This is a genomic window from Bradyrhizobium sp. HKCCYLS1011 (genome assembly GCF_051167795.1).
Lineage (GTDB): Bacteria > Pseudomonadota > Alphaproteobacteria > Rhizobiales > Xanthobacteraceae > Bradyrhizobium.
Genome location: NZ_JBNPTT010000010.1, coordinates 44,831 through 64,981, shown reverse-complemented (window position 1 = coordinate 64,981; position 20,151 = coordinate 44,831). Strand labels below are relative to the sequence as shown.

The 20,151-nt window shown below is 64.0% G+C and carries 11 protein-coding genes; 8 read left to right on the top strand and 3 right to left on the bottom strand.

The features are described 5' to 3' along the window. Nucleotides 1–3: 3 nt before the first annotated feature. Complete coding sequence (locus ACQR1W_RS29630; RefSeq protein WP_434854083.1) at nucleotides 4–2,181, top strand: molybdopterin cofactor-binding domain-containing protein; 2,178 nt, start codon at nucleotides 4–6, stop codon at nucleotides 2,179–2,181. After that, complete coding sequence (locus ACQR1W_RS29625; protein WP_434854082.1) at nucleotides 2,178–2,825, top strand: Isoquinoline 1-oxidoreductase subunit; 648 nt, start codon at nucleotides 2,178–2,180, stop codon at nucleotides 2,823–2,825. The genes ACQR1W_RS29630 and ACQR1W_RS29625 overlap by 4 nt, the downstream gene beginning before the upstream one ends. Before the next feature lie 12 nt (nucleotides 2,826–2,837). Here ACQR1W_RS29625 and sigJ read toward each other — a convergent pair whose 3' ends face one another. Next, nucleotides 2,838–3,725: an RNA polymerase sigma factor SigJ gene (gene sigJ, locus ACQR1W_RS29620; protein ID WP_434854081.1), complete on the bottom strand. Its 888-nt coding sequence runs from the start codon at nucleotides 3,723–3,725 to the stop codon at nucleotides 2,838–2,840. Then, complete coding sequence (locus ACQR1W_RS29615) at nucleotides 3,703–4,248, bottom strand: hypothetical protein (RefSeq protein WP_434854080.1); 546 nt, start codon at nucleotides 4,246–4,248, stop codon at nucleotides 3,703–3,705. Before ACQR1W_RS29615 ends, sigJ begins: the two co-directional genes overlap by 23 nt. A 655-nt stretch (nucleotides 4,249–4,903) precedes the next feature. Between ACQR1W_RS29615 and rplJ the strand changes: the two genes are divergently transcribed. The 4 genes from rplJ to rpoC all read left to right on the top strand — a co-directional run bounded on the left by rplJ (nucleotide 4,904) and on the right by rpoC (nucleotide 14,869). Continuing rightward, nucleotides 4,904–5,422 carry a 50S ribosomal protein L10 gene (rplJ, locus tag ACQR1W_RS29610; protein ID WP_008971723.1) on the top strand — a complete coding sequence of 173 codons (519 nt, stop codon included), beginning with the start codon at nucleotides 4,904–4,906 and terminating at the stop codon, nucleotides 5,420–5,422. A 60-nt stretch (nucleotides 5,423–5,482) separates the two neighbouring features. Then, nucleotides 5,483–5,860 carry a 50S ribosomal protein L7/L12 gene (gene rplL / locus ACQR1W_RS29605; protein ID WP_008971722.1) on the top strand — a complete coding sequence of 126 codons (378 nt, stop codon included), beginning with the start codon at nucleotides 5,483–5,485 and terminating at the stop codon, nucleotides 5,858–5,860. A gap of 551 nt (nucleotides 5,861–6,411) precedes the next feature. After that, complete coding sequence (gene rpoB / locus ACQR1W_RS29600; RefSeq protein WP_434854079.1) at nucleotides 6,412–10,530, top strand: DNA-directed RNA polymerase subunit beta; 4,119 nt, start codon at nucleotides 6,412–6,414, stop codon at nucleotides 10,528–10,530. A 133-nt stretch (nucleotides 10,531–10,663) separates the two neighbouring features. Next, nucleotides 10,664–14,869: a DNA-directed RNA polymerase subunit beta' gene (gene rpoC, locus ACQR1W_RS29595; RefSeq protein ID WP_434854078.1), complete on the top strand. Its 4,206-nt coding sequence runs from the start codon at nucleotides 10,664–10,666 to the stop codon at nucleotides 14,867–14,869. 39 nt (nucleotides 14,870–14,908) lie between these two features. On the opposite strand, the gene ACQR1W_RS29590 is transcribed toward rpoC, so the two are convergent. After that, entirely contained in the window at nucleotides 14,909–15,046 is a 138-nt protein-coding gene (locus ACQR1W_RS29590) for a hypothetical protein (protein ID WP_434854077.1), read from the bottom strand. 158 nt (nucleotides 15,047–15,204) lie between these two features. Between ACQR1W_RS29590 and ACQR1W_RS29585 the strand changes: the two genes are divergently transcribed. Together ACQR1W_RS29585 and ACQR1W_RS29580 are read left to right on the top strand one after the other, a co-directional pair. Then, the gene (locus ACQR1W_RS29585; protein ID WP_434854076.1) at nucleotides 15,205–17,265 is read left to right on the top strand and encodes an FAD-dependent oxidoreductase; all 2,061 of its coding nucleotides are present in this window, start codon (nucleotides 15,205–15,207) and stop codon (nucleotides 17,263–17,265) included. Between the two features lie 223 nt (nucleotides 17,266–17,488). Next, nucleotides 17,489–19,582 carry an ABC transporter ATP-binding protein gene (locus ACQR1W_RS29580; protein ID WP_434854075.1) on the top strand — a complete coding sequence of 698 codons (2,094 nt, stop codon included), beginning with the start codon at nucleotides 17,489–17,491 and terminating at the stop codon, nucleotides 19,580–19,582. Nucleotides 19,583–20,151: the final 569 nt, after the last annotated feature.

Here is a 20,151-nt window from a genome sequence, read left to right as displayed (position 1 = left end):
GCCATGAATGCGCATGTGAAGCCCGCGACCGAGCTGTCGCGTCGTTCGCTGCTGAAGGCCGGTGCTGGCCTGGTGCTCGGGGTCTATGTCGCGCGGTCCGGGATCGCCTTTGCCGAGGACGCGCCGGCGGCGAAGTCGGTCAATATCGTGCCGAACACCTTCCTCGTGATCGGAAAGGACGACACGGTCACGGTGCTCTGCAAACACATCGAGTTCGGGCAGGGACCGTTCACCGGCATGGCGACCCTGGTTGCCGAGGAGCTCGATGCCGACTGGGCGCAGATGCGCGCCGACCACGCGCCTTCGAACCCCGTCCTGTACAAAAACCTGCTGTTCGGGGTGCAGGGCACCGGCGGCTCGAGCGCGATCTCGAATTCCTATGAACAGATGCGCAAGGTTGGCGCAGCCGCGCGCGAGATGCTGGTTGCGGTGGCGGCGGACGAGTGGAAGGTGTCGGCCGGCGAGATCACGGTCGAGAAGGGCGTGATCAAGCATGCTTCCGGCAAGCAGAGCGGCTTCGGCGCATTTGCCGAAAAGGCCATGCAACTGCCGGTGCCGGCCAATCCGAAGCTGAAAGACCCGTCCGAATTCAAGCTGATCGGCAAGGAAGGGGCGGTCAAGCGCCTCGACACCATCGCGAAGTCGAACGGCACGGCGGAGTACACGCTCGACATCCATGATCCCGGCACACTGACGGTGCTGGTGGCGCGGTCGCCAAGGTTCGGCGGCAAGGTCGCCTCGTTTGATGCCTCCGCGGCCAAGGCAGTGCCGGGCGTCGTCGACATCAAGGAAGTGCCGAATGGTGTTGCGGTCTATGCCGAAGGTTTCTGGCCGGCCAAGACGGCGCGCGACCTGCTCAAGGTTAGCTGGGACGACAGCAAGGCCGAGAAGCGCGGCACCGGACAGCTCCTGGACGAGTTCCGGGCGCTCTCGAAGACGCCCGGCGCGCTGGTGAAGCAGGAGGGCGACGTCGAGGCCGAGATCGCCAAAGGCGGCCGGCTGCTCGAGACCGAGTTTGTCTTTCCGTATCTCGCGCACGCGCCGATGGAGCCGATCAACGCCTTCATCGATTGGAAAGGTGATACGGCGTCCGCCCGCTATGGCAGCCAGTTTCCGACGCCCGACCACGCGGTCATTGCCCAGGTCCTCGGCCTGGACATCAGCAAGGTCGAGTTGAAGACGATCCTCGCCGGCGGCAGCTTCGGCCGGCGCGCGCAGCAATCGACGCATGTTGCGATGGAATTGGCGCAGGCGGCCAAGGCGATCGGACCGGGCCGGCCGATCAAGCTGGTCTGGACCCGCGAGGACGACATGCGCGGCGGCTACTACCGGCCGTTCGGCGTTCACCGCATGCGCGGCGTCGTGCGTGACGGCAAGATCGTCGCATGGGCGGACACCATCGTCGGCCAGTCCATCATGAAGGGCTCGCCGTTCGAGGCGATGACCATGAAGAACGGTCTCGACTCGACGGCCTACGAAGGCTCCAACGACATCCCCTACGCGGTGCCAAATTTCCGCTGCGACCTGCATCAGGTCGATGTCGGTGTGCCCGTGTTGTGGTGGCGCTCGGTCGGTCATACCCATACCGGCTATGCGGTCGAGTCTTTCGTCGACCAGCTCCTGGAAGCGGCCGGGCAGGACCCGGTCGAGGGGCGGCTCGCCATGATGGCGGACAAGCCACGGCATGCCGGGGTGCTGAAAGCGGTGGCTGAACTCGCGAACTGGAAGGGCGCCAAGGTCGAAGCCGGCCGCGCCCGCGGCGTCGCCGTGGTCGAGAGCTTCAACACCTTCGTGGCCCAGGTCGTCGAGCTGTCGATGGGCTCCGAGGGACCGGTGGTGCACAAGGTCTGGTGCGCGGTCGATTGCGGCGTCGCCGTCAATCCGGACATCATCCGCGCCCAGATGGAAGGGGGCATCGGCTTTGCGCTCGGCCACATCCTCTACGCCCAGCAGACCCTCGATGAGGGCGTGCCGGTGTCCGGCAATTTCAACACCTATCGCTCGCTGCGGATCAATGAGATGCCCGAGATCGAAGTCGTGATCGTGCCGTCGACCGAGAAGCCCAGTGGGGTCGGCGAGCCCGGCGTTCCGCCGCTTGGACCGGCGGTCGCCAATGCGATGGCCAAGCTCGGCCTGCCGCGACCAACCCAGCTGCCGATCCGGCCGGGAGACACGGCATGAGCCTGCTCAGGACTGGAGCCGCGGCGCTGCTCGTCGGCAGCCTCGCGGCTGCGGCGCTGGCGTCATTGTCAGGCTTGCAGCGCGCCGACGCGGCCCCTGAAGCCGCTCGCGTCGCCGGCGGGTTGAAGCCGGTGTCCGACTTTGCCCAGATCAAGAACAAGGACGAGCGCGCGGCCGCGCTGTTCGAGGAAGCCGGCAAGGTGCTGCAGTCGCCGCGCTGCATGAACTGCCACCCGGCCGGCGACCGTCCCACCCAGACCGACCGGATGATTCCGCATCAGCCGCTTGTGGTCCGTGGTGAGGCGGGCATGGGCGCATCTGCTGGCCTTGCTTGCACCACCTGTCATCACGAGGCCAATTTCGATGCCGCCGGTGTGCCCGGCAATCCGAAATGGCAGCTCGCGCCGATCGAGATGGCCTGGCAGGGCAAGACGCTGGGTCAGATCTGTACCCAGATCAAGGATCCGAACCGCAATGGCGGCAAGAGCTTGGCTCAGCTGGTTCATCATATGGCTGACGATGAGCTGGTTGGCTGGGGCTGGCATCCGGGCGCCGGGCGGACGCCTGCGCCGGGCACGCAGCAGCAGTTCGGCGAGCTGATCAAAGCCTGGGTCGATGCCGGCGCGGCCTGTCCGAAAGGATAACCAGGCTGAGCGTCAGCCCGGCAGCGGTGCGTGTCGCAGCTTGTCGGGATTGCGGACGACATAGATCGCGGCGATCTTGCCCTGTTCGCCGTCGATCGCCATGCTCAGCGTATGGTCGATCTCGTCGTCGATAAAGACGATGGCGCCCGCGCTTCCGTTGATCGTCTTCGGCTCCATCCGGATGTCGCGACCGGCGTTCTTGCCGGCTATCCCGATCAGGAAGCGGATGATCTTCTGCGCCCCGCGGATCGGGTTGAGCGCCGCGGTCTTGCGGCCGCCGCCGTCGGTGATGGCGATCGCGTCGTCGCGCAGCAGCCCCGCCAGGGCGGAGACATCGCCGCTGGCCGCCGCCTCGCAGAACGCACGCAACAGGGTGGCGTGCCTTTCCGGCGCGGTTGCGAGAGGAGGGTGGTTGTCGCGCACCGCGCGCCGGGCACGCGCCGCCAGCTGCCGGCAAGCCGCCTCGCTCCGCTCCAGCATCCCGGCGATTTCACCAAATGGCCGGTCGAATACGTCGTGCAGCAGGAAGGCCGCGCGCTCGAGCGGCGACAGCCGATCGAGCGTCAGCAGTAGCGCAAACGACAGATCATCTGCGAGCTCGGTCGCGGTGTCGGCGGAGAGGCCGTCGGCGTCGAACACAGGCTCGGGCAGCCACTGGCCGACATAGATTTCGCGCTGTGCCTGCGCGCTCTTCAATCGGTCCAGGCACAGTCGCGTGACGATGGTGACGAGCAGCGCTTCCGGGTTGCGCGCATCCTGGACGGACGCAAAGCGGAGATAGGCGTCCTGCACCACGTCTTCCGCATCGCTGCGGCTGCCGAGCATGCGATAGGCGAGCCCGAGCAGCCGCCCGCGGTAGGGCGCGATGGGATCGGAATTATGCGGCTTGCTTGACGACATCGACCTGGTCACCCGCCACCGTGACGCGGCGGCATTCCTTGGCGAAGCCGAGCGCCAGCTTGAGCATCGGGAACATTCGGCCCAGTTGCAGTCCCATCGAAAGCTCGATCACGCCCTTGTCGCCCCAGCGTGCGCGGACGGCATTGCGGTACGTTTCGTCCTCGATCGACCGGCGGATGACCGCGTCCGAGAAATGGAAGCCAAGCGCGGTGTCCGGGCTCATTGCGCCCAGGTCGCGGCGCAGCACGGCCTCGATCTGGCCCTTGGACATGCCGGCCTCCAGCGCCATATCGACCGTCAATTGGGTGCAGGGACCGCAATCCTCCGCGAGTGCGCCGGTGATCTTGGCGGCGAACGCCGCATCCACCGGCACCACCTCGCGATGCTCGGCCGCCTTGATGAGAGGTGCGAACTTGAAGAATGCCGCGGGTGCCTCCTTCAGGATCATCTCCGCATAGCTGGTGTCATAGCCGTAGCGTCTGCCAAAAGAGCGCAGCATCCGCCGCGCAATAAATGTCCGCATGGTTTGCTCCTCGGTTCCGGGGTAAAAGGCCGCGGGAAGCGGCCCGTTCGGCTCCAGACGAACGGAAACGGCCGGATGTGACGCGGGCGGCTCAAATTTCTTCCGGGACGGGTGGCTACCCCCAAACTGGTGCGAAATTTGCTCTTGGCAAGCCGGCGCAGACCGGCTAAGAACCGCCCCCTGGACGTGCTGGCTTGGCTGGCACGTGCGCGCTCGCATTCCGAATAGAGACGAATAGGAGATCATTCCTTTCAGGACGTCCCTTGCGGATCCCCGAAAGGACGGATGGCCATTCTTTGTTTTTGGCGTGCGGGTGAGGGGTCCTTCGGCTTGCCGAGTGGCCCCGATCCTGTCCGAGACTGCAGGCGCCCGCGAGGATATGCAAATGTCCTCCACGGCTTAATCAGATGGCCTGCATAGACGGGTGAAGACCGGATTTCTCGCATCACGCTGCCCTTCGGGTGGTAGGTGCAGGTTTGGTTCGAACCTCGACACTCCGTCTCCCAACCGGGGCGGAAGGGCAGGCTATTGAAGTCGTCGTGCCGCCCTGCGTGTCCTCTGAGGTTCTCAACCGAGGTCAGGTTTGGCGGGACGATGGGTGCAATCCGGCGGTCCCGCTTCAAAGGCGAAGGCCGCCAACCGGAGAGAGCTTGCTGTGGAACGAGCGGCAAAGAAAGAGGCGGTCGACCAGCTGCACGAGGTCTTCAAGGCCACGGGCGTTGCGGTCGTCGCTCATTATTCCGGCCTCACCGTCGCCCAGATGCAGACTCTGCGCAAGCAGATGAGGCACGCGGGTGCGTCGGTGAAGGTCTCGAAGAACCGTCTCGCCAAAATTGCTCTTGAAGGCACGGACGTCGTCGGCATCGGTCCCCTGTTGAAGGGGCCGACCGTGATCGCAACTTCGAGCGATCCCGTCGCGGCGCCCAAGGTTGCCGTCGAATTCGCCAAGGCGAACGAAAAGTTCGTCATCCTTGGCGGTTCGATGGGTAAAACCGTCCTGAATGTCGACAGCGTCAAGGCGCTCGCCTCGCTGCCGTCGCTGGACGAACTGCGCGGCAAGCTCGTCGGCCTGATCCAGGCTCCGGCGACCAAGCTCGCTCAGCTCTCCACTGCGCCCGCGAGCAAGCTCGCGCGGGTCATTCAGGCTTATGCCTCAAAGGGCGAAGCGGCCTGACGCCCTTCGCAATCCCTCGACAATCTGGTTTCGAACCAACCATCTTAAGGAAATAGATCAATGGCTGACCTGCAGAAAATCGTCGACGACCTCTCCAGCCTCACCGTTCTCGAGGCTGCCGAGCTCGCCAAGCTGCTGGAAGAAAAGTGGGGCGTCTCCGCTGCAGCCGCAGTGGCCGTGGCCGCTCCGGGTGCTGGTGGCGGCGCTGCCGCTCCGGTGGAAGAGAAGACCGAGTTCACCGTTGTCCTGGCTTCGGCCGGCGACAAGAAGATCGAGGTCATCAAGGAAGTTCGCGCCATCACCGGCCTGGGCCTGAAGGAAGCCAAGGACCTGGTCGAGGGTGCGCCGAAGCCGGTCAAGGAAGGCGTCAACAAGGACGAGGCCGAGAAGATCAAGGCCCAGCTCGAGAAGGCTGGCGCCAAGGTCGAGCTCAAGTAACCGCAGGTTACGTGAGCGAAGATCCCGGGCGAGCGACAGCGAGACCCGGGATCTATCGCCTAAGGTTTCGGTGGTCGGGTGACGGAAGTCCTCCCGGCCATCGCGTCCAAGAGACGGTAGCGGTATCCGGCGCCGGGGCCCGTGACGTTGCAAGAGGCGTGCAAAGGGATCGCCCGATGCGCGTAACACACGAAAAAGTGTTGGGATTTGGGGGCTTGCCCCTCGAATCTCGACTATGGTCGCCCCATATTGGGTCGGCAGCACGAAAAGCCGGTGGCGCAGGGAACGGCGAGGTGTCCCGCGCGGGCCGTTGGGAGATAGGCAATTTCGGGCTTTTGCAGTCCGTGACGAGATGGTTCTGACGAGCGGGTGCGCGTTTGCGCCTCGCGCGTCGTTTTGCGTTTTGGTGGTCTGAAGAACGAAGTTGGGACGTTTTGGTTCCGAGCCTCGCGCTTCCGACCTTCGAAATGGATCGAAATTCAACCCGAAAGGCGGTGGCAGCCGCCGTTTCGGAAGGTCCGCCCCTCCGGGCGACGAAATGAGAGGCCACGATGGCGCAGCAGACATTCACCGGTCGCAAACGCGTTCGCAAGTTTTTTGGACACATCAAGGAAGTCGCGGAGATGCCGAACCTCATCGAGGTTCAGAAAGCGTCTTATGACCAGTTCCTGATGGTGGACGAGCCCACCGGCGGGCGGGCGGACGAGGGCTTGCAGGCGGTGTTCCGCTCGGTGTTCCCGATCTCCGACTTCTCGGGCACCTCGATGCTGGAATTCGTCCGCTATGAATTCGAGCCCCCGAAATATGATGTCGACGAGTGCCGTCAGCGCGGCATGACCTTTGCTGCGCCGCTCAAGGTGACCTTGCGCCTCATCGTGTTCGATATCGACGAGGAGACCGGCGCCAAGTCGGTGAAGGACATCAAGGAGCAGGACGTGTACATGGGCGACATTCCGCTCATGACCATGAACGGCACCTTCATCGTCAACGGCACCGAGCGCGTCATCGTTTCGCAGATGCACCGTTCGCCGGGCGTGTTCTTCGACCATGACAAGGGCAAGACCCATTCGTCGGGCAAGCTCCTGTTCGCCGCCCGCGTCATTCCCTATCGCGGCTCCTGGCTCGACATCGAGTTCGACGCCAAGGACATCGTGTTCGCGCGCATCGACCGTCGCCGCAAGCTGCCGGTGACGTCGCTGATGTTCGCGCTCGGCCTTGACGGCGAGCAGATCCTGTCGACCTTCTACAAGAAGATCATCTACAAGCGCGCCAAGGATGGCTGGCGCGTGCCGTTCGACGCCAACCGCTTCCGCGGCTACTCGACCAGCAACGACCTGATCGACGCCGACACCGGCAAGGTCGTACTCGATGCCGGGAAGAAGCTCACCGTGCGTGCCGCCCGCCAGCTCCAGGAGAAGGGGCTGAAGGCCTTGCGCATGGGCGACGAGGAGGTGCTCGGCAACTACATCGCCGAGGATCTCGTTAACCCGAAGACCGGCGAGATCCATGCCGAAGCGGGCGAGGAGATCACCGACAAGCTGATGAAGCTGTTGAACGAGCAGGGCTACAAGGACCTGCCGCTGCTCGACATCGACCATGTCAATGTCGGCCCCTACATCCGCAACACGCTCAATGCCGACAAGAACATGACGCGCGAGGACGCGCTGTTCGACATCTACCGCGTGATGCGTCCGGGCGAGCCGCCGACGCTGGAGTCCGCGCAGGCGATGTTCCAGTCGTTGTTCTTCGACGCCGAGCGCTACGACCTGTCCGCGGTCGGCCGCGTCAAGATGAACATGCGCCTCGAGCTCGATGCGCCCGATACCCAGCGCACGCTGCGCAAGGAAGACATTCTGGCGGTCATCAAGACGCTGGTCGACCTGCGTGACGGCAAGGGCGAGATCGACGACATCGACCATCTCGGCAACCGCCGCGTCCGCTCGGTCGGCGAGCTGATGGAGAACCAGTACCGCATCGGTCTGCTCCGCATGGAACGTGCCATCAAGGAGCGCATGTCGAGCGTCGACATCGACACCGTGATGCCGCAGGACCTGATCAACGCGAAGCCGGCGGCAGCCGCGGTGCGCGAGTTCTTCGGCTCCTCGCAGCTGTCGCAGTTCATGGACCAGACCAACCCGCTGTCGGAGATCACCCACAAGCGGCGCCTCTCGGCGCTTGGCCCGGGCGGTCTGACCCGCGAGCGCGCCGGCTTCGAGGTGCGCGACGTGCACCCGACGCATTACGGCCGCATCTGCCCGATCGAGACGCCGGAAGGTCCGAACATCGGCTTGATCAACTCGCTCGCGACCTTCGCGCGCGTCAACAAATACGGCTTCGTCGAGACGCCCTACCGCAAGGTCAAGGACAGCCGGGTCACCGACGAGGTGGTCTATCTGTCGGCGATGGAAGAGGGGCGCTATCGCGTCGCGCAGGCCAACGTGCCGCTCGACCCGAAGGGCCGCTTCACCGAGGATCTCGTGGTCTGCCGTCATGCCGGCGAAGTCGTGCCGATGACGCCGGACAAGGTCGACTACATGGACGTGTCGCCGAAGCAGCTGGTTTCGGTGGCCGCGGCGCTGATCCCGTTCCTCGAGAACGACGACGCTAACCGCGCGCTGATGGGCTCGAACATGCAGCGCCAGGCGGTGCCGCTGGTTCGCGCCGAGGCACCGTTCGTTGGTACCGGCATGGAAGGCGTGGTGGCCCGTGACTCCGGGGCCGCGATCGCGGCGCGCCGCTCGGGCGTGATCGACCAGATCGACGCCACCCGCGTCGTCATCCGCGCCACCGAGGATCTCGATCCGACCAAGTCGGGCGTCGATATCTACCGGCTGATGAAGTATCAGCGCTCCAACCAGTCGACCTGCATCAACCAGCGTCCGCTGGTGAAGGTCGGCGACATCGTCAAGAAGGGCGACATCATTGCCGACGGTCCGTCGACCGACCTCGGCGAACTCGCGCTTGGCCGCAACGTGCTGGTCGCGTTCATGCCGTGGAACGGCTACAACTTCGAAGACTCGATCCTGCTCTCCGAGCGGATCGTGAAGGAAGACGTCTTCACCTCGATCCACATCGAGGAGTTCGAGGTGATGGCCCGTGACACCAAGCTCGGCCCTGAGGAAATCACCCGCGATATTCCGAACGTCTCGGAAGAGGCGCTGAAGAACCTCGACGAAGCCGGCATCGTCTATATCGGTGCCGAGGTCCGCGCCGGCGACATCCTGGTCGGCAAGATCACGCCGAAGGGCGAGAGCCCGATGACGCCGGAAGAGAAGCTGCTCCGCGCCATCTTCGGCGAAAAGGCCTCCGACGTCCGCGATACGTCGCTTCGCGTGCCTCCGGGCGTGCAGGGCACGATCGTGGAAGTCCGCGTGTTCAACCGCCACGGCGTCGACAAGGACGAGCGTGCGCTGGCGATCGAGCGCGAGGAGATCGAGCGTCTCGCCAAGGACCGTGACGACGAGCAGGCGATCCTCGACCGCAACGTGTACAGCCGTCTTGCCGACATGCTGGAAGGCCGCCAGGGCATCGCAGGCCCGAAGGGCTTCAAGAAGGACACCAAGATCTCCCGCGCGGTGCTCGACGAGTATCCGAAGTCGCAATGGTGGCTGTTCGCTTCGCCGAACGACAAGCTGATGGCCGAAATCGAGGCGATGCGGAAGCAGTACGACGAGTCGAAGAAGGGGCTCGAGCAGCGCTTCCTCGACAAGGTCGAGAAGCTGCAGCGCGGTGACGAATTGCCGCCCGGCGTGATGAAGATGGTCAAGGTCTTCGTCGCGGTGAAGCGCAAGATCCAGCCCGGCGACAAGATGGCCGGCCGTCACGGCAACAAGGGCGTCGTGTCCAAGATCGTGCCGATCGAGGACATGCCGTTCCTGGAAGACGGTACGCACGCGGACATCGTGCTCAATCCGCTCGGCGTGCCCTCGCGCATGAATGTCGGCCAGATCCTCGAGACCCATCTCGGCTGGGCCTGTGCCGGCCTCGGCCGGCGCATCGCGCAGACCGTCGATGCCTATCTGTCGAAGCAGGACATCAAGCCGCTGAAGGAGACGTTGAAGCGGATCTACGGCGAGGACGAGACCATCCGGACGCTCAACGACAATGAGCTGCTCGAGCTTGGTCACAATCTGAGCCGCGGCGTGCCGATCGCAACGCCGGTGTTCGACGGCGCCAAGGAGAGCGACATCGAGGAGATGTTGAAGCTCGCCGGCATGGACGCCTCCGGCCAGTCGACCGTCTATGACGGGCGCACTGGCGATCCGTTCGATCGCAAGGTGACGGTGGGCTACATCTACATGCTGAAGCTGCACCATCTCGTCGACGACAAGATCCACGCGCGTTCGATCGGTCCGTACTCGCTGGTCACCCAGCAGCCGCTGGGCGGCAAGGCCCAGTTCGGCGGCCAGCGCTTCGGCGAAATGGAGGTGTGGGCGCTCGAAGCCTACGGTGCCGCCTACACGCTGCAGGAGATGCTGACCGTAAAGTCGGACGACGTCGCCGGCCGTACCAAGGTCTACGAGGCGATCGTCCGTGGCGACGACACGTTCGAGGCCGGTATTCCGGAATCGTTCAACGTGCTGGTCAAGGAAATGCGCTCGCTCGGCCTCAACGTCGACCTGCACAATTCCAAGATGGGACCGGCGCCCACGTCGGAAGCCGCCGAGTAGTTCAAGACATCAGGCCCGGCCGCCTTTGACGGCCGGGCGTCGGCGCTCTTGTCCGCGGGTCAGGGCAGGGCGCCGTCTTTAAGAGATTTTCGAATTTGCTGCCGACCCCCGATCGGCATGCGAGGAGAAGACGATGAACCAAGAAATCATGAATCTCTTCAATCCGACGACGCCGGCTCAGGTCTTCGACCAGATCCGGATTTCGATCGCGTCGCCAGAGAAGATTCTGTCCTGGTCCTACGGCGAGATCAAGAAGCCGGAAACGATCAACTACCGCACCTTCAAGCCCGAGCGCGACGGCCTGTTCTGCGCCCGCATCTTCGGGCCGATCAAGGACTATGAGTGCTTGTGCGGCAAGTACAAGCGGATGAAGTACAAGGGCATCATCTGCGAGAAGTGCTCGGTCGAGGTGACGCTGTCGCGCGTCCGGCGCGAGCGCATGGGCCATATCGAGCTCGCAGCGCCGGTCGCTCACATCTGGTTCCTGAAGTCGCTGCCGTCGCGCATCGGCCTTCTGCTCGACATGACGCTGAAGGATCTCGAGCGGATCCTGTACTTCGAGTACTACGTGGTGCTGGAGCCGGGCACGACCCCGCTCAAGGACCGCCAGCTGCTGTCGGAAGACGAGTATCTGAAGGCGCAGGACGAATACGGCCAGGACAGCTTCACCGCCATGATCGGCGCCGAGGCGATCCGCGAGCTGCTGCGCGGGCTCGAGCTTGAGAAGCTCGAGGCGACCTTGCGCGCGGAGATGCAGGAGACCGACTCCGACATCAAGCACAAGAAGCTCGCCAAGCGGCTGAAGATCGTGGAGGCGTTCCGCCATTCCGGCAACAAGCCGGAATGGATGATCATGACCGTGGTTCCGGTGATCCCGCCGGACCTGCGGCCGCTGGTGCCGCTCGACGGCGGCCGCTTCGCGACCTCGGACCTCAACGACCTCTACCGCCGCGTCATCAACCGTAACAACCGCCTGAAGCGGCTGATGGAGCTGCGCGCGCCCGACATCATCATCCGCAACGAAAAGCGCATGCTGCAGGAGGCGGTCGACGCGCTGTTCGACAACGGCCGCCGCGGCCGCGTCATCACCGGCGCCAACAAGCGGCCGCTGAAGTCGCTCGCCGACATGCTGAAGGGCAAGCAGGGCCGCTTCCGCCAGAACCTGCTCGGCAAGCGCGTCGACTATTCGGGCCGCTCCGTGATCGTCGTCGGTCCCGAGCTGCGCCTGCATCAGTGCGGCCTGCCGAAGAAGATGGCGCTCGAGCTGTTCAAGCCGTTCATCTATTCGCGGCTCGACGCCAAGGGCCTGTCGACGACCGTGAAGCAGGCGAAGAAGCTGGTGGAGAAGGAGCGGCCCGAGGTCTGGGACATCCTGGACGAGGTGATCCGCGAGCATCCGGTGCTGTTGAACCGCGCGCCGACCCTGCACCGCCTCGGCATTCAGGCGTTCGAGCCGGTCTTGATCGAGGGCAAGGCGATCCAGCTGCATCCGCTGGTTTGCGCCGCGTTCAACGCCGACTTCGACGGTGACCAGATGGCCGTGCACGTTCCGCTGTCGCTCGAAGCGCAGCTGGAAGCGCGCGTCCTGATGATGTCGACCAACAACATCCTGCATCCGGCGAACGGTCAGCCGATCATCGTGCCGTCGCAGGACATCGTGCTCGGTCTCTACTATCTCTCGATCATGCGCGAAGGCATGCCCGGCGAGGGCAAGTCGTTCGGCGACATGGCCGAGCTCGAGCACGCCCTGCACGCCAAGGTCATCCACCTTCACAGCAAGATCAAATATCGCTGGGATGGCATGGACGAGACCGGCAAGATGGCCAAGCGCTGGATCGAGACCACCGCGGGCCGCGTGATGCTCGGCAACGTGCTGCCGAAGCATCCGAAGATTTCGTACGAAATCATCAACAAGCTGATGACCAAGCGCGAAATCTCCGGCGTGATCGATCAGGTCTACCGTCACTGCGGTCAGAAGGAGACCGTGATCTTCTGCGACCGCATCATGGCGCTCGGCTTCTACAACGCCTTCAAGGCCGGCATCTCGTTCGGCAAGGACGACATGGTCGTGCCGCAGGGCAAGTGGAAGATCGTCGATACCACCCGTACGCTGGCGAAGGATTTCGAGCAGCAGTACAATGACGGTCTGATCACCCATGGCGAGAAGTACAACAAGGTCGTCGACGCCTGGTCGAAGGCGACCGAGGAAATCGCCAAGGCGATGATGAAGGAGATCTCGGCGACCAAGAAGACCGCGACGGGCGCGGATGCCGACATCAACTCGATCTACATGATGGCGCATTCCGGTGCGCGCGGTTCGCCGGCCCAGATGCGTCAGCTCGCGGGCATGCGCGGCCTGATGGCCAAGCCGTCGGGTGAGATCATCGAGACGCCGATCATCTCCAACTTCAAGGAGGGGCTCTCGGTGCTCGAATACTTCAACTCGACCCACGGCGCCCGCAAGGGCCTCGCGGACACCGCGTTGAAGACCGCGAACTCGGGCTACCTGACCCGCCGTCTGGTCGACGTGGCGCAGGACTGCATCATCACGCAGGACGATTGCGGCACCAAGCTCGGCATCAAGATGCGCGCCATCGTCGATGCCGGCACGGTGGTGGCTTCGCTCGGCTCGCGCATCCTGGGCCGTGTCCCTTGCGATGACGTGCGTGACCCCTCGAGCAACACCGTGCTGGTGAAGGCTGGCACGCTGATGGAGGAGAGCCATGTCGACGCCATCCAGCAGGCCGGCGTCCAGGAGGTGAAGATCCGTTCAGCTCTGACCTGCGAGCTCGTCAACGGCATCTGCATGATGTGCTACGGCCGTGATCTGGCCCGCGGCACCCCGGTCAACCACGGCGAGGCCGTCGGCGTCATCGCCGCGCAGTCGATCGGTGAGCCCGGCACCCAGCTGACGATGCGCACCTTCCACATCGGCGGCGCGGCGCAGCTCAACGAGCAGTCCTTCGTCGAATCGAACTTCGAAGGCAAGGTCGTGATCAAGAACAAGGCCATCGCCCGCAACAGCGAAGGCCATCTGATCGCGATGGTGCGCAACATGGTGGTGTCGATCGTCGATCCCGACGGCAGCGAGCGTGCGACGCACCGTATCCAGTACGGTTCGCGCATGCATGTTGACGACGGCGACATGATCAAGCGCGGCCAGCGCATCGCCGAGTGGGATCCTTACACCCGCCCGGTGCTGTCGGAGGCCGAGGGTACCATCGACTTCGAGGATCTGGTCGAGGGGCAGTCGATCTCCGAGACGCTCGACGAATCGACCGGTATCGCCAAGCGCGTCGTCATCGACTGGCGCTCGACGCGTGGCGGCGCCGATCTGCGTCCAGCGATCGTGGTCAAGGGTAAGGACGGCAAGGTGCTGAAGCTGGCCCGTGGCGGCGATGCCCGCTACATGCTGTCGGTCGACGCCATCCTGTCGGTCGACGTCGGATCGACGGTCAAGTCGGGCGATATCCTCGCCCGTATCTCGACCGAGAGCGCCAAGACCCGTGACATCACCGGCGGTCTGCCGCGGGTGGCGGAGCTGTTCGAAGCGCGCAAGCCGAAGGATGCGGCAATCATCGCGGAAATCGCGGGCACCATCCGGTTTGGCCGCGACTACAAGAACAAGCGTCGCATCTCGATCGAGCCGATGGACAAGACCGAAGAGGCGCGCGAGTACCTGATCCCGAAGGGCAAGCACATCCATCTGCAGGACGGCGACATCGTCGAAAAGGGCGATTTCATCGTCGAAGGCAATCCGGCGCCGCACGACATCCTGGCGATCAAGGGCATCGAGGAGCTCGCGGCCTATCTGGTCAACGAGATCCAGGAGGTCTACCGGCTGCAGGGCGTGCTCATCAACGACAAGCACATCGAGGTGATTGTCCGTCAGATGCTGCAGAAGATCGAGGTCACCGACCAGGGCGATACCGACATGATCGCGGGCGAGCAGGTCGACAAGATCGAGTTCGACGCGACCAACGAGAAGGCCAAGGAGGAGGGCAAGAAGCCCGCCACCGGCACCCCGGTTCTGCTCGGCATCACCAAGGCGAGCCTGCAGACCCGGTCGTTCTTCTCGGCGGCATCGTTCCAGGAGACCACCCGCGTCCTCACGGAAGCGGCGGTCAACGGCAAGATCGATCCGCTCGAGGGTCTCAAGGAGAACGTCATCGTCGGCCGCCTGATCCCGGCCGGCACCGGCGCCTCCATGGCGCGAATCCGCGAGGTCGCCGTGAAGCGCGACAAGCTGATTCTCGACGAGCGCGAGAAGCAGGCAGCCATCGTGCCGGCCCAGCCCGAGCCGCAGCCACAGCCGTTGGCGCTGCCGCCGGCGGAGTAGCCGTAGATCTACGGGGTGCGCCTCGGCGCACCCCGCAAGTCATTCATCAAGCGGAGAAAAGGCCGGCTGTCGCCGGCCTTTTCGTGACATTTTATTGTCGTGTTGCAGAGGCGCATCCCTGTTGTTCATCTTCCCTTCAGGCAAAAAGGCGCTTCTGAGGACCATCTGATCCGCCATGATGATTTCCTCCGACCACCACGACGCGCGCCGATTTGCTTGAGCGCAAAGCTTGTGCGGACAGGTTGGGCTATGGCCGATCGAGCCCCGAGGGTGGCAAGACCCCCTGATATCGATGACCGGCGACGTTATGGACGCCCGGAGATAGCGGAACGCTGATGCTTGACCTTGCAATTGTAGGCGGTGGCCCCGGCGGGCTCATGAGCGCCTGGTACCTCCGGAAGAAGTTGGGCGACCTCTGCAAGGTCACGATCTTCGAAGCATCCGACCGGCTGGGCGGCAAGATCGTCTCGCGCAAATTCGACACTGCGCCGGCGATGTACGAGGCGGGCGTCGCCGAGATCTACGACTACTCGATGACCGGCCCCGATCCCTTGCGCGAACTGATCCAGCATTTCGGCCTGCAGACAATCCCGATGGATGCCATGCAGGTTCAGCTCGACGGCGATCTGCTCGACGACGTTCCGGGCCTGCGCCGCAAATACGGACCGAAAACTGCGGCTGCGGTCGAGGATTTCCGCAAGCGCTGCACCGAGGTGATCTCGCCGGTCGAATATTACGAGGGCGTCGGCGCGCACGACAACGAGCACCCCTGGGCCTACATGACCTGCGAGCAGCTGCTCGACAAGGAGGTCGAGGATGCCACGGCCAAGCGCTTCTTCAAGGTGATGGCGCGGTCCGATATCGCGACCGAGGCCCACAACACCAACGGGCTGAACGCGCTGAAGAATTTCGTGATGGATATCGACGGCTATATCGGCCTGTATTCGATCCAGAACGGCAATGAGCAGCTGATCGAGTGCCTGCGCTCCGAGGTTGATGCCGATATCCAGCTCAATCATCGCGTGCTGAAAGTCGGCAAGACCGACTCCGGCCGCTATCGGATCAACATGATGAACGGCAAGGGGCCGGAGACGCGGGAGTTCGATCTCGTGCTCGTCTGCCTGCCGCATTCCTGGCTCGCCACGCTCGGCTGGGAAGGCGAGAGCCTGCGCAAGTCGATGGTCAAGCACGTCTCCTATTTCGACCGTCCCGCGCATTATCTGCGCGTGTCGATCCTGTTCGACGAGCCGTTCTGGGGCGACAAGATCCCGGGCTCCTGGTTCATGTCGGAAGCATTCGGCGGCTGCTGCATCTACAACGAGGGCTCGCGTCACGATGTCGGCAGGCACGGCGTCTTGAACTGGCTGATTGCCGGCTCCGATGCGCTCGCCTTCGCCAACCTGTCCGATCAGGAGCTGATCGACGCCGCGTTGAAGTCGCTGCCGGCGGCCCTCGGTGATGCCCGCGCGCACTTCATGGAAGGCAAGATCCATCGCTGGCTGTCGTCGGTGAATGCGCTGCCCGGCGGCCTGCCGGTGCGCGACGTCATGACCAATCACCGGCCCGAGCCGAAAGACCATCCGGGCATCGTGGTGGTTGGTGACTATCTTTTCGATTCGACCTTGAACGGGCTGCTCGACTCCTCGGACGCGGCGACCGACATCATCCTGACCGAGATGATGCGGCTGCGTCGGGCTCGCGCCCAGGCGGAGACGCCGCTCTCGGACAAGATCGATCGCGATTATTTCGAGAACTATCGCGGGCAGGGAGCTTACAGCGAGGCGTGGCGGCAGTTCACCGACCCGGCCTATCTGCTCGAGCTGATCAAGATCGTCTGGAACCGGGCCCGCGGCTACAAGCTCTTGGTGGCGGGATCGGCGAGCGGCGAGCTGGTGGGGGCGCTGCGCGACCGCGGCATCGATGCCTGGGGCATCGAGAACAACCGCTATATTCACGGCAAGACGCCGAAGGCGCTCAAGAAGTTCAACAAGCTTGGCTCGATCACCGACATGCCGTTCAAGAACGGCGAGTTCGACTTCGTGTTCGAGACCAGCCTGTGCCACCTGGGCGAAAAGCAGGTGCCGCGCGCCATCCGCGAGTTCAACCGCGTGATCAAGACCGGGCTGGTGTTCGGTTCGATCACCTCGGACATGGCGCCGGCGCTGATCGACCGCTACGATCTCCTGCGCGGCGTGAAGAAGCTCGGCACCTGGTGGGAATGGTCGGAATTGTTCTTCGGCAACGGCTTCGACCTGTCGATGCATCGCCGCGACTGCGCCGATGAATTGTGGACGGTGACACTCGCCGCCAACAAGGGGCCGGGCCAGTGGTACGCCGACGCGGACAGCCTGCGCTATTCGTTCTTCGACAAGGTCGAGGTCGAGGACGAGGACTAAGGCGGCCGCGAGAGTCGCAACGGCCGCATCGACGGCATTGTTCCGTATCATGGGAGCCGGGCGAAACCCTCGCCCGACTGTGCCGATTGCGTGACAGCAACCGGCCGCCACCGCCCGCAATGTGGCGCAAAGCCGCGGGAGCGCTAGCTGCGGCCGGACGCAGGTGTTAAAGCCGGGACGCGCGAGTCTTCTCAGGTCAGGCCGTGCAGCATCGGTTGGTTCAATGGCGCCCAAAAGTTCAGTGTCGGACGGTCGGCAACCCGCTTCCAAAGGCGATCCCGCCGAGGACCCGGACAAGCTCGTCGCAGCCAAGACCGCCGTCGCCAAACCGGGAGCCCCCCGGGCCGAGGGGGCCAAGGCGCCATCTGCGGGCAAGCCCGCGCCGCCGCCCGATGATGACGATGAGGACGACGAGGAGGAAGACGAGGCGGGCGACGAGGACGAGGAAGACGACCTCGACGAAGACGACGACGAGGATGATGAGGATCTCGTCGTCTTTACCGCCCGGGAGGCCGCCGGCGCGTTAGCGACGATCTACGGCTTCGTCGCGCCACTGCTCGCCAAATACAAGAAGATCCTGGCTTTCGTCACCTTGGGCGTACTGGTCGAGACGCTGTTCAACGTGATCATGCCGCTCAGCCTGAAATTCCTGATCGACGATGCGCTCGGCGAGGAGGATTTCGAGGCGCTCTATCGCATCCTCGGCGTGCTCGCGGCCGCCGGCATCTTCACCTCGATCGTCGCGGTCCTGTACGAGCGCTGGGACGCCCGGCTTGCCGCCTGCGTCATCTCCGACGTGCGCACGCGGCTGTTCGAACACGTCCAGAATCTCCCTGCGGCCTTTTTCCAGCGCACCAAGCGCGGCGAGATCCTGTCGCGCTTTTCGGTCGACATGTCGGCATTCGAAGGCGCGGTAAAGAGCTTCTCGAGCAGCGCGGCGCTGCCGTTCTTCGAGCTGATCGCCGGCATCATCCTGATGCTGTTCCTGAACTGGCAGCTCGCGGCGGTCGCGCTGCTGGTGTTTCCGATCACGCTGATCGGTCCGCGGATCCTCACGCCCAAGGCGGTGCAGGCCAATTACGAGCAGAAGGTCAACGAATCGTCGTTGCTCGGCGTCATCCAGGAGAACATCGCAGCGCAAGCGGTGATCAAGGCCTTCAGCCTGCATCGCAGGGTGTTCGGCTGGTTCACGCTCCGCAACGATGCGGCACGGCAGCGGATGGCTTCCGCCATCTTCCTGTCGACCATGGTCGAGCGCACCGTGACCATCGCGGTCTTGCTGCTCCATTTGGTCGTGCTGGCGCTCGGCGCCTATCTCGCCACCAAGGGCCAGATCACGATCGGAACCTTCGTCACCTTCGAAAGCGCGTTCTGGGAGGTGTCCTACAACATCGCCCATGTGATGCATTTCATCCCGGTCTCGATCTCGTCCGCCGCGGCCATCCGGCACATGCAGGAGCTCCTGGACGAGCCGACCCGGGGCGCCGACCGCCCCGGCGCGCCGGACCTGCCGCGCATCAGCCACGACATCACCTTCGAGCGCGTCACCTTCCAATACGAGGGCAGCGAGGCGCCGGTGCTCGACAATCTCAGCCTCAAGCTCGACGTCGGCAAGCGCATCGCGATCGTGGGGCCGAGCGGCTCCGGCAAGAGCACGCTGCTCAATCTGATCCTACGGCTCTACGTGCCGGACGAGGGCCGCGTGACCATCGACGGTGTCGACATCCGCAAGGTGACCCGCGATTCGCTGCGTGGGAGCATGGCGGTGGTGTTCCAGGAGAACATGCTGTTCAACATGTCGCTGCGGGAGAACATCCGGCTCGGCAAGGAGGGCGCCACCGACGCCGAGGTCGAGGAGGCCGCCAAGAAGGCGGAGATCCACCGCTACATCATGAGCCTGCCGCAGAAATACGACACCCTGGTCGGCGAGCGCGGCGACACGCTCTCAGGCGGGCAGCGCCAGCGCATCGCCATTGCCCGGGCGATCATTCGCAATCCGTCGGTGCTGCTGTTGGACGAGGCCACGTCGGCGCTCGACCAGACCACCGAGGCTGCCATCAACCGCACGCTTCTGAAGGTCGCCAAGGGCCGGACCATGATCTGGTCGACCCATCGGCTGACATCGGTGGTCGAGATGGATGAGATCATCGTCATCTCCGGCGGCCGCGCCATCGAGCGCGGCACCCATGCCGGGCTGCTCGCCAGGAACGGCGTCTATCGCAAGCTCTGGGACGACCAGGGCCACGTGCCGCAGATGGCCGCCCAGGCCGTTGCGGACGGCGGCGAGGACGACGAGGAGGATGACGACGAGGCGTGAGCGGGTGGTCGGTCGGCCATTGGCTGAGCCAGACACGGCGCCGCGAGGGAATCGATTGGCCTGTGCCTCGTCGGAGAGCTTCTCGGTGCGAGATTCGGCGGGCAGGCGGGATGCGGATCGGCCGGGATCTCGGAAACTTTGGCGCAATGCAGCATTGCAGCGACGATTGGGTCGCAGGCAATCGCCGACGATCGGAATGTCCTTTCGCTGGTTCTCTCTTGCCTTGCGGAATGCAAAGAAGGGCTTATCTCTTTGGTAAATCGGGATAATCTCAATCGAAACGAGACCCGATGCGGGCTGTCTCGTAAGCCCGGCCGAGGGAGCGAAGGGCGGCGCGCGGCGCCGGCCGAAAGCTGAGGCGCCAGAGGCCTTTCTTCTGGTCTCTTGCAGCATCGTTTTGCTTGACTTGGTTATTTACCGCTTATAAAAGGCGCCCACTTAACGACAGGCGGTGAGCTTCGCCAGCGTCGGTACGGACCACCCATCCCGCTCAGATAATGGGCCGCTCTGAAAAGAGCAGGGACGGGCACCACCCTCGACGAATGCCGCTCAAACGCTGTCGATTATAG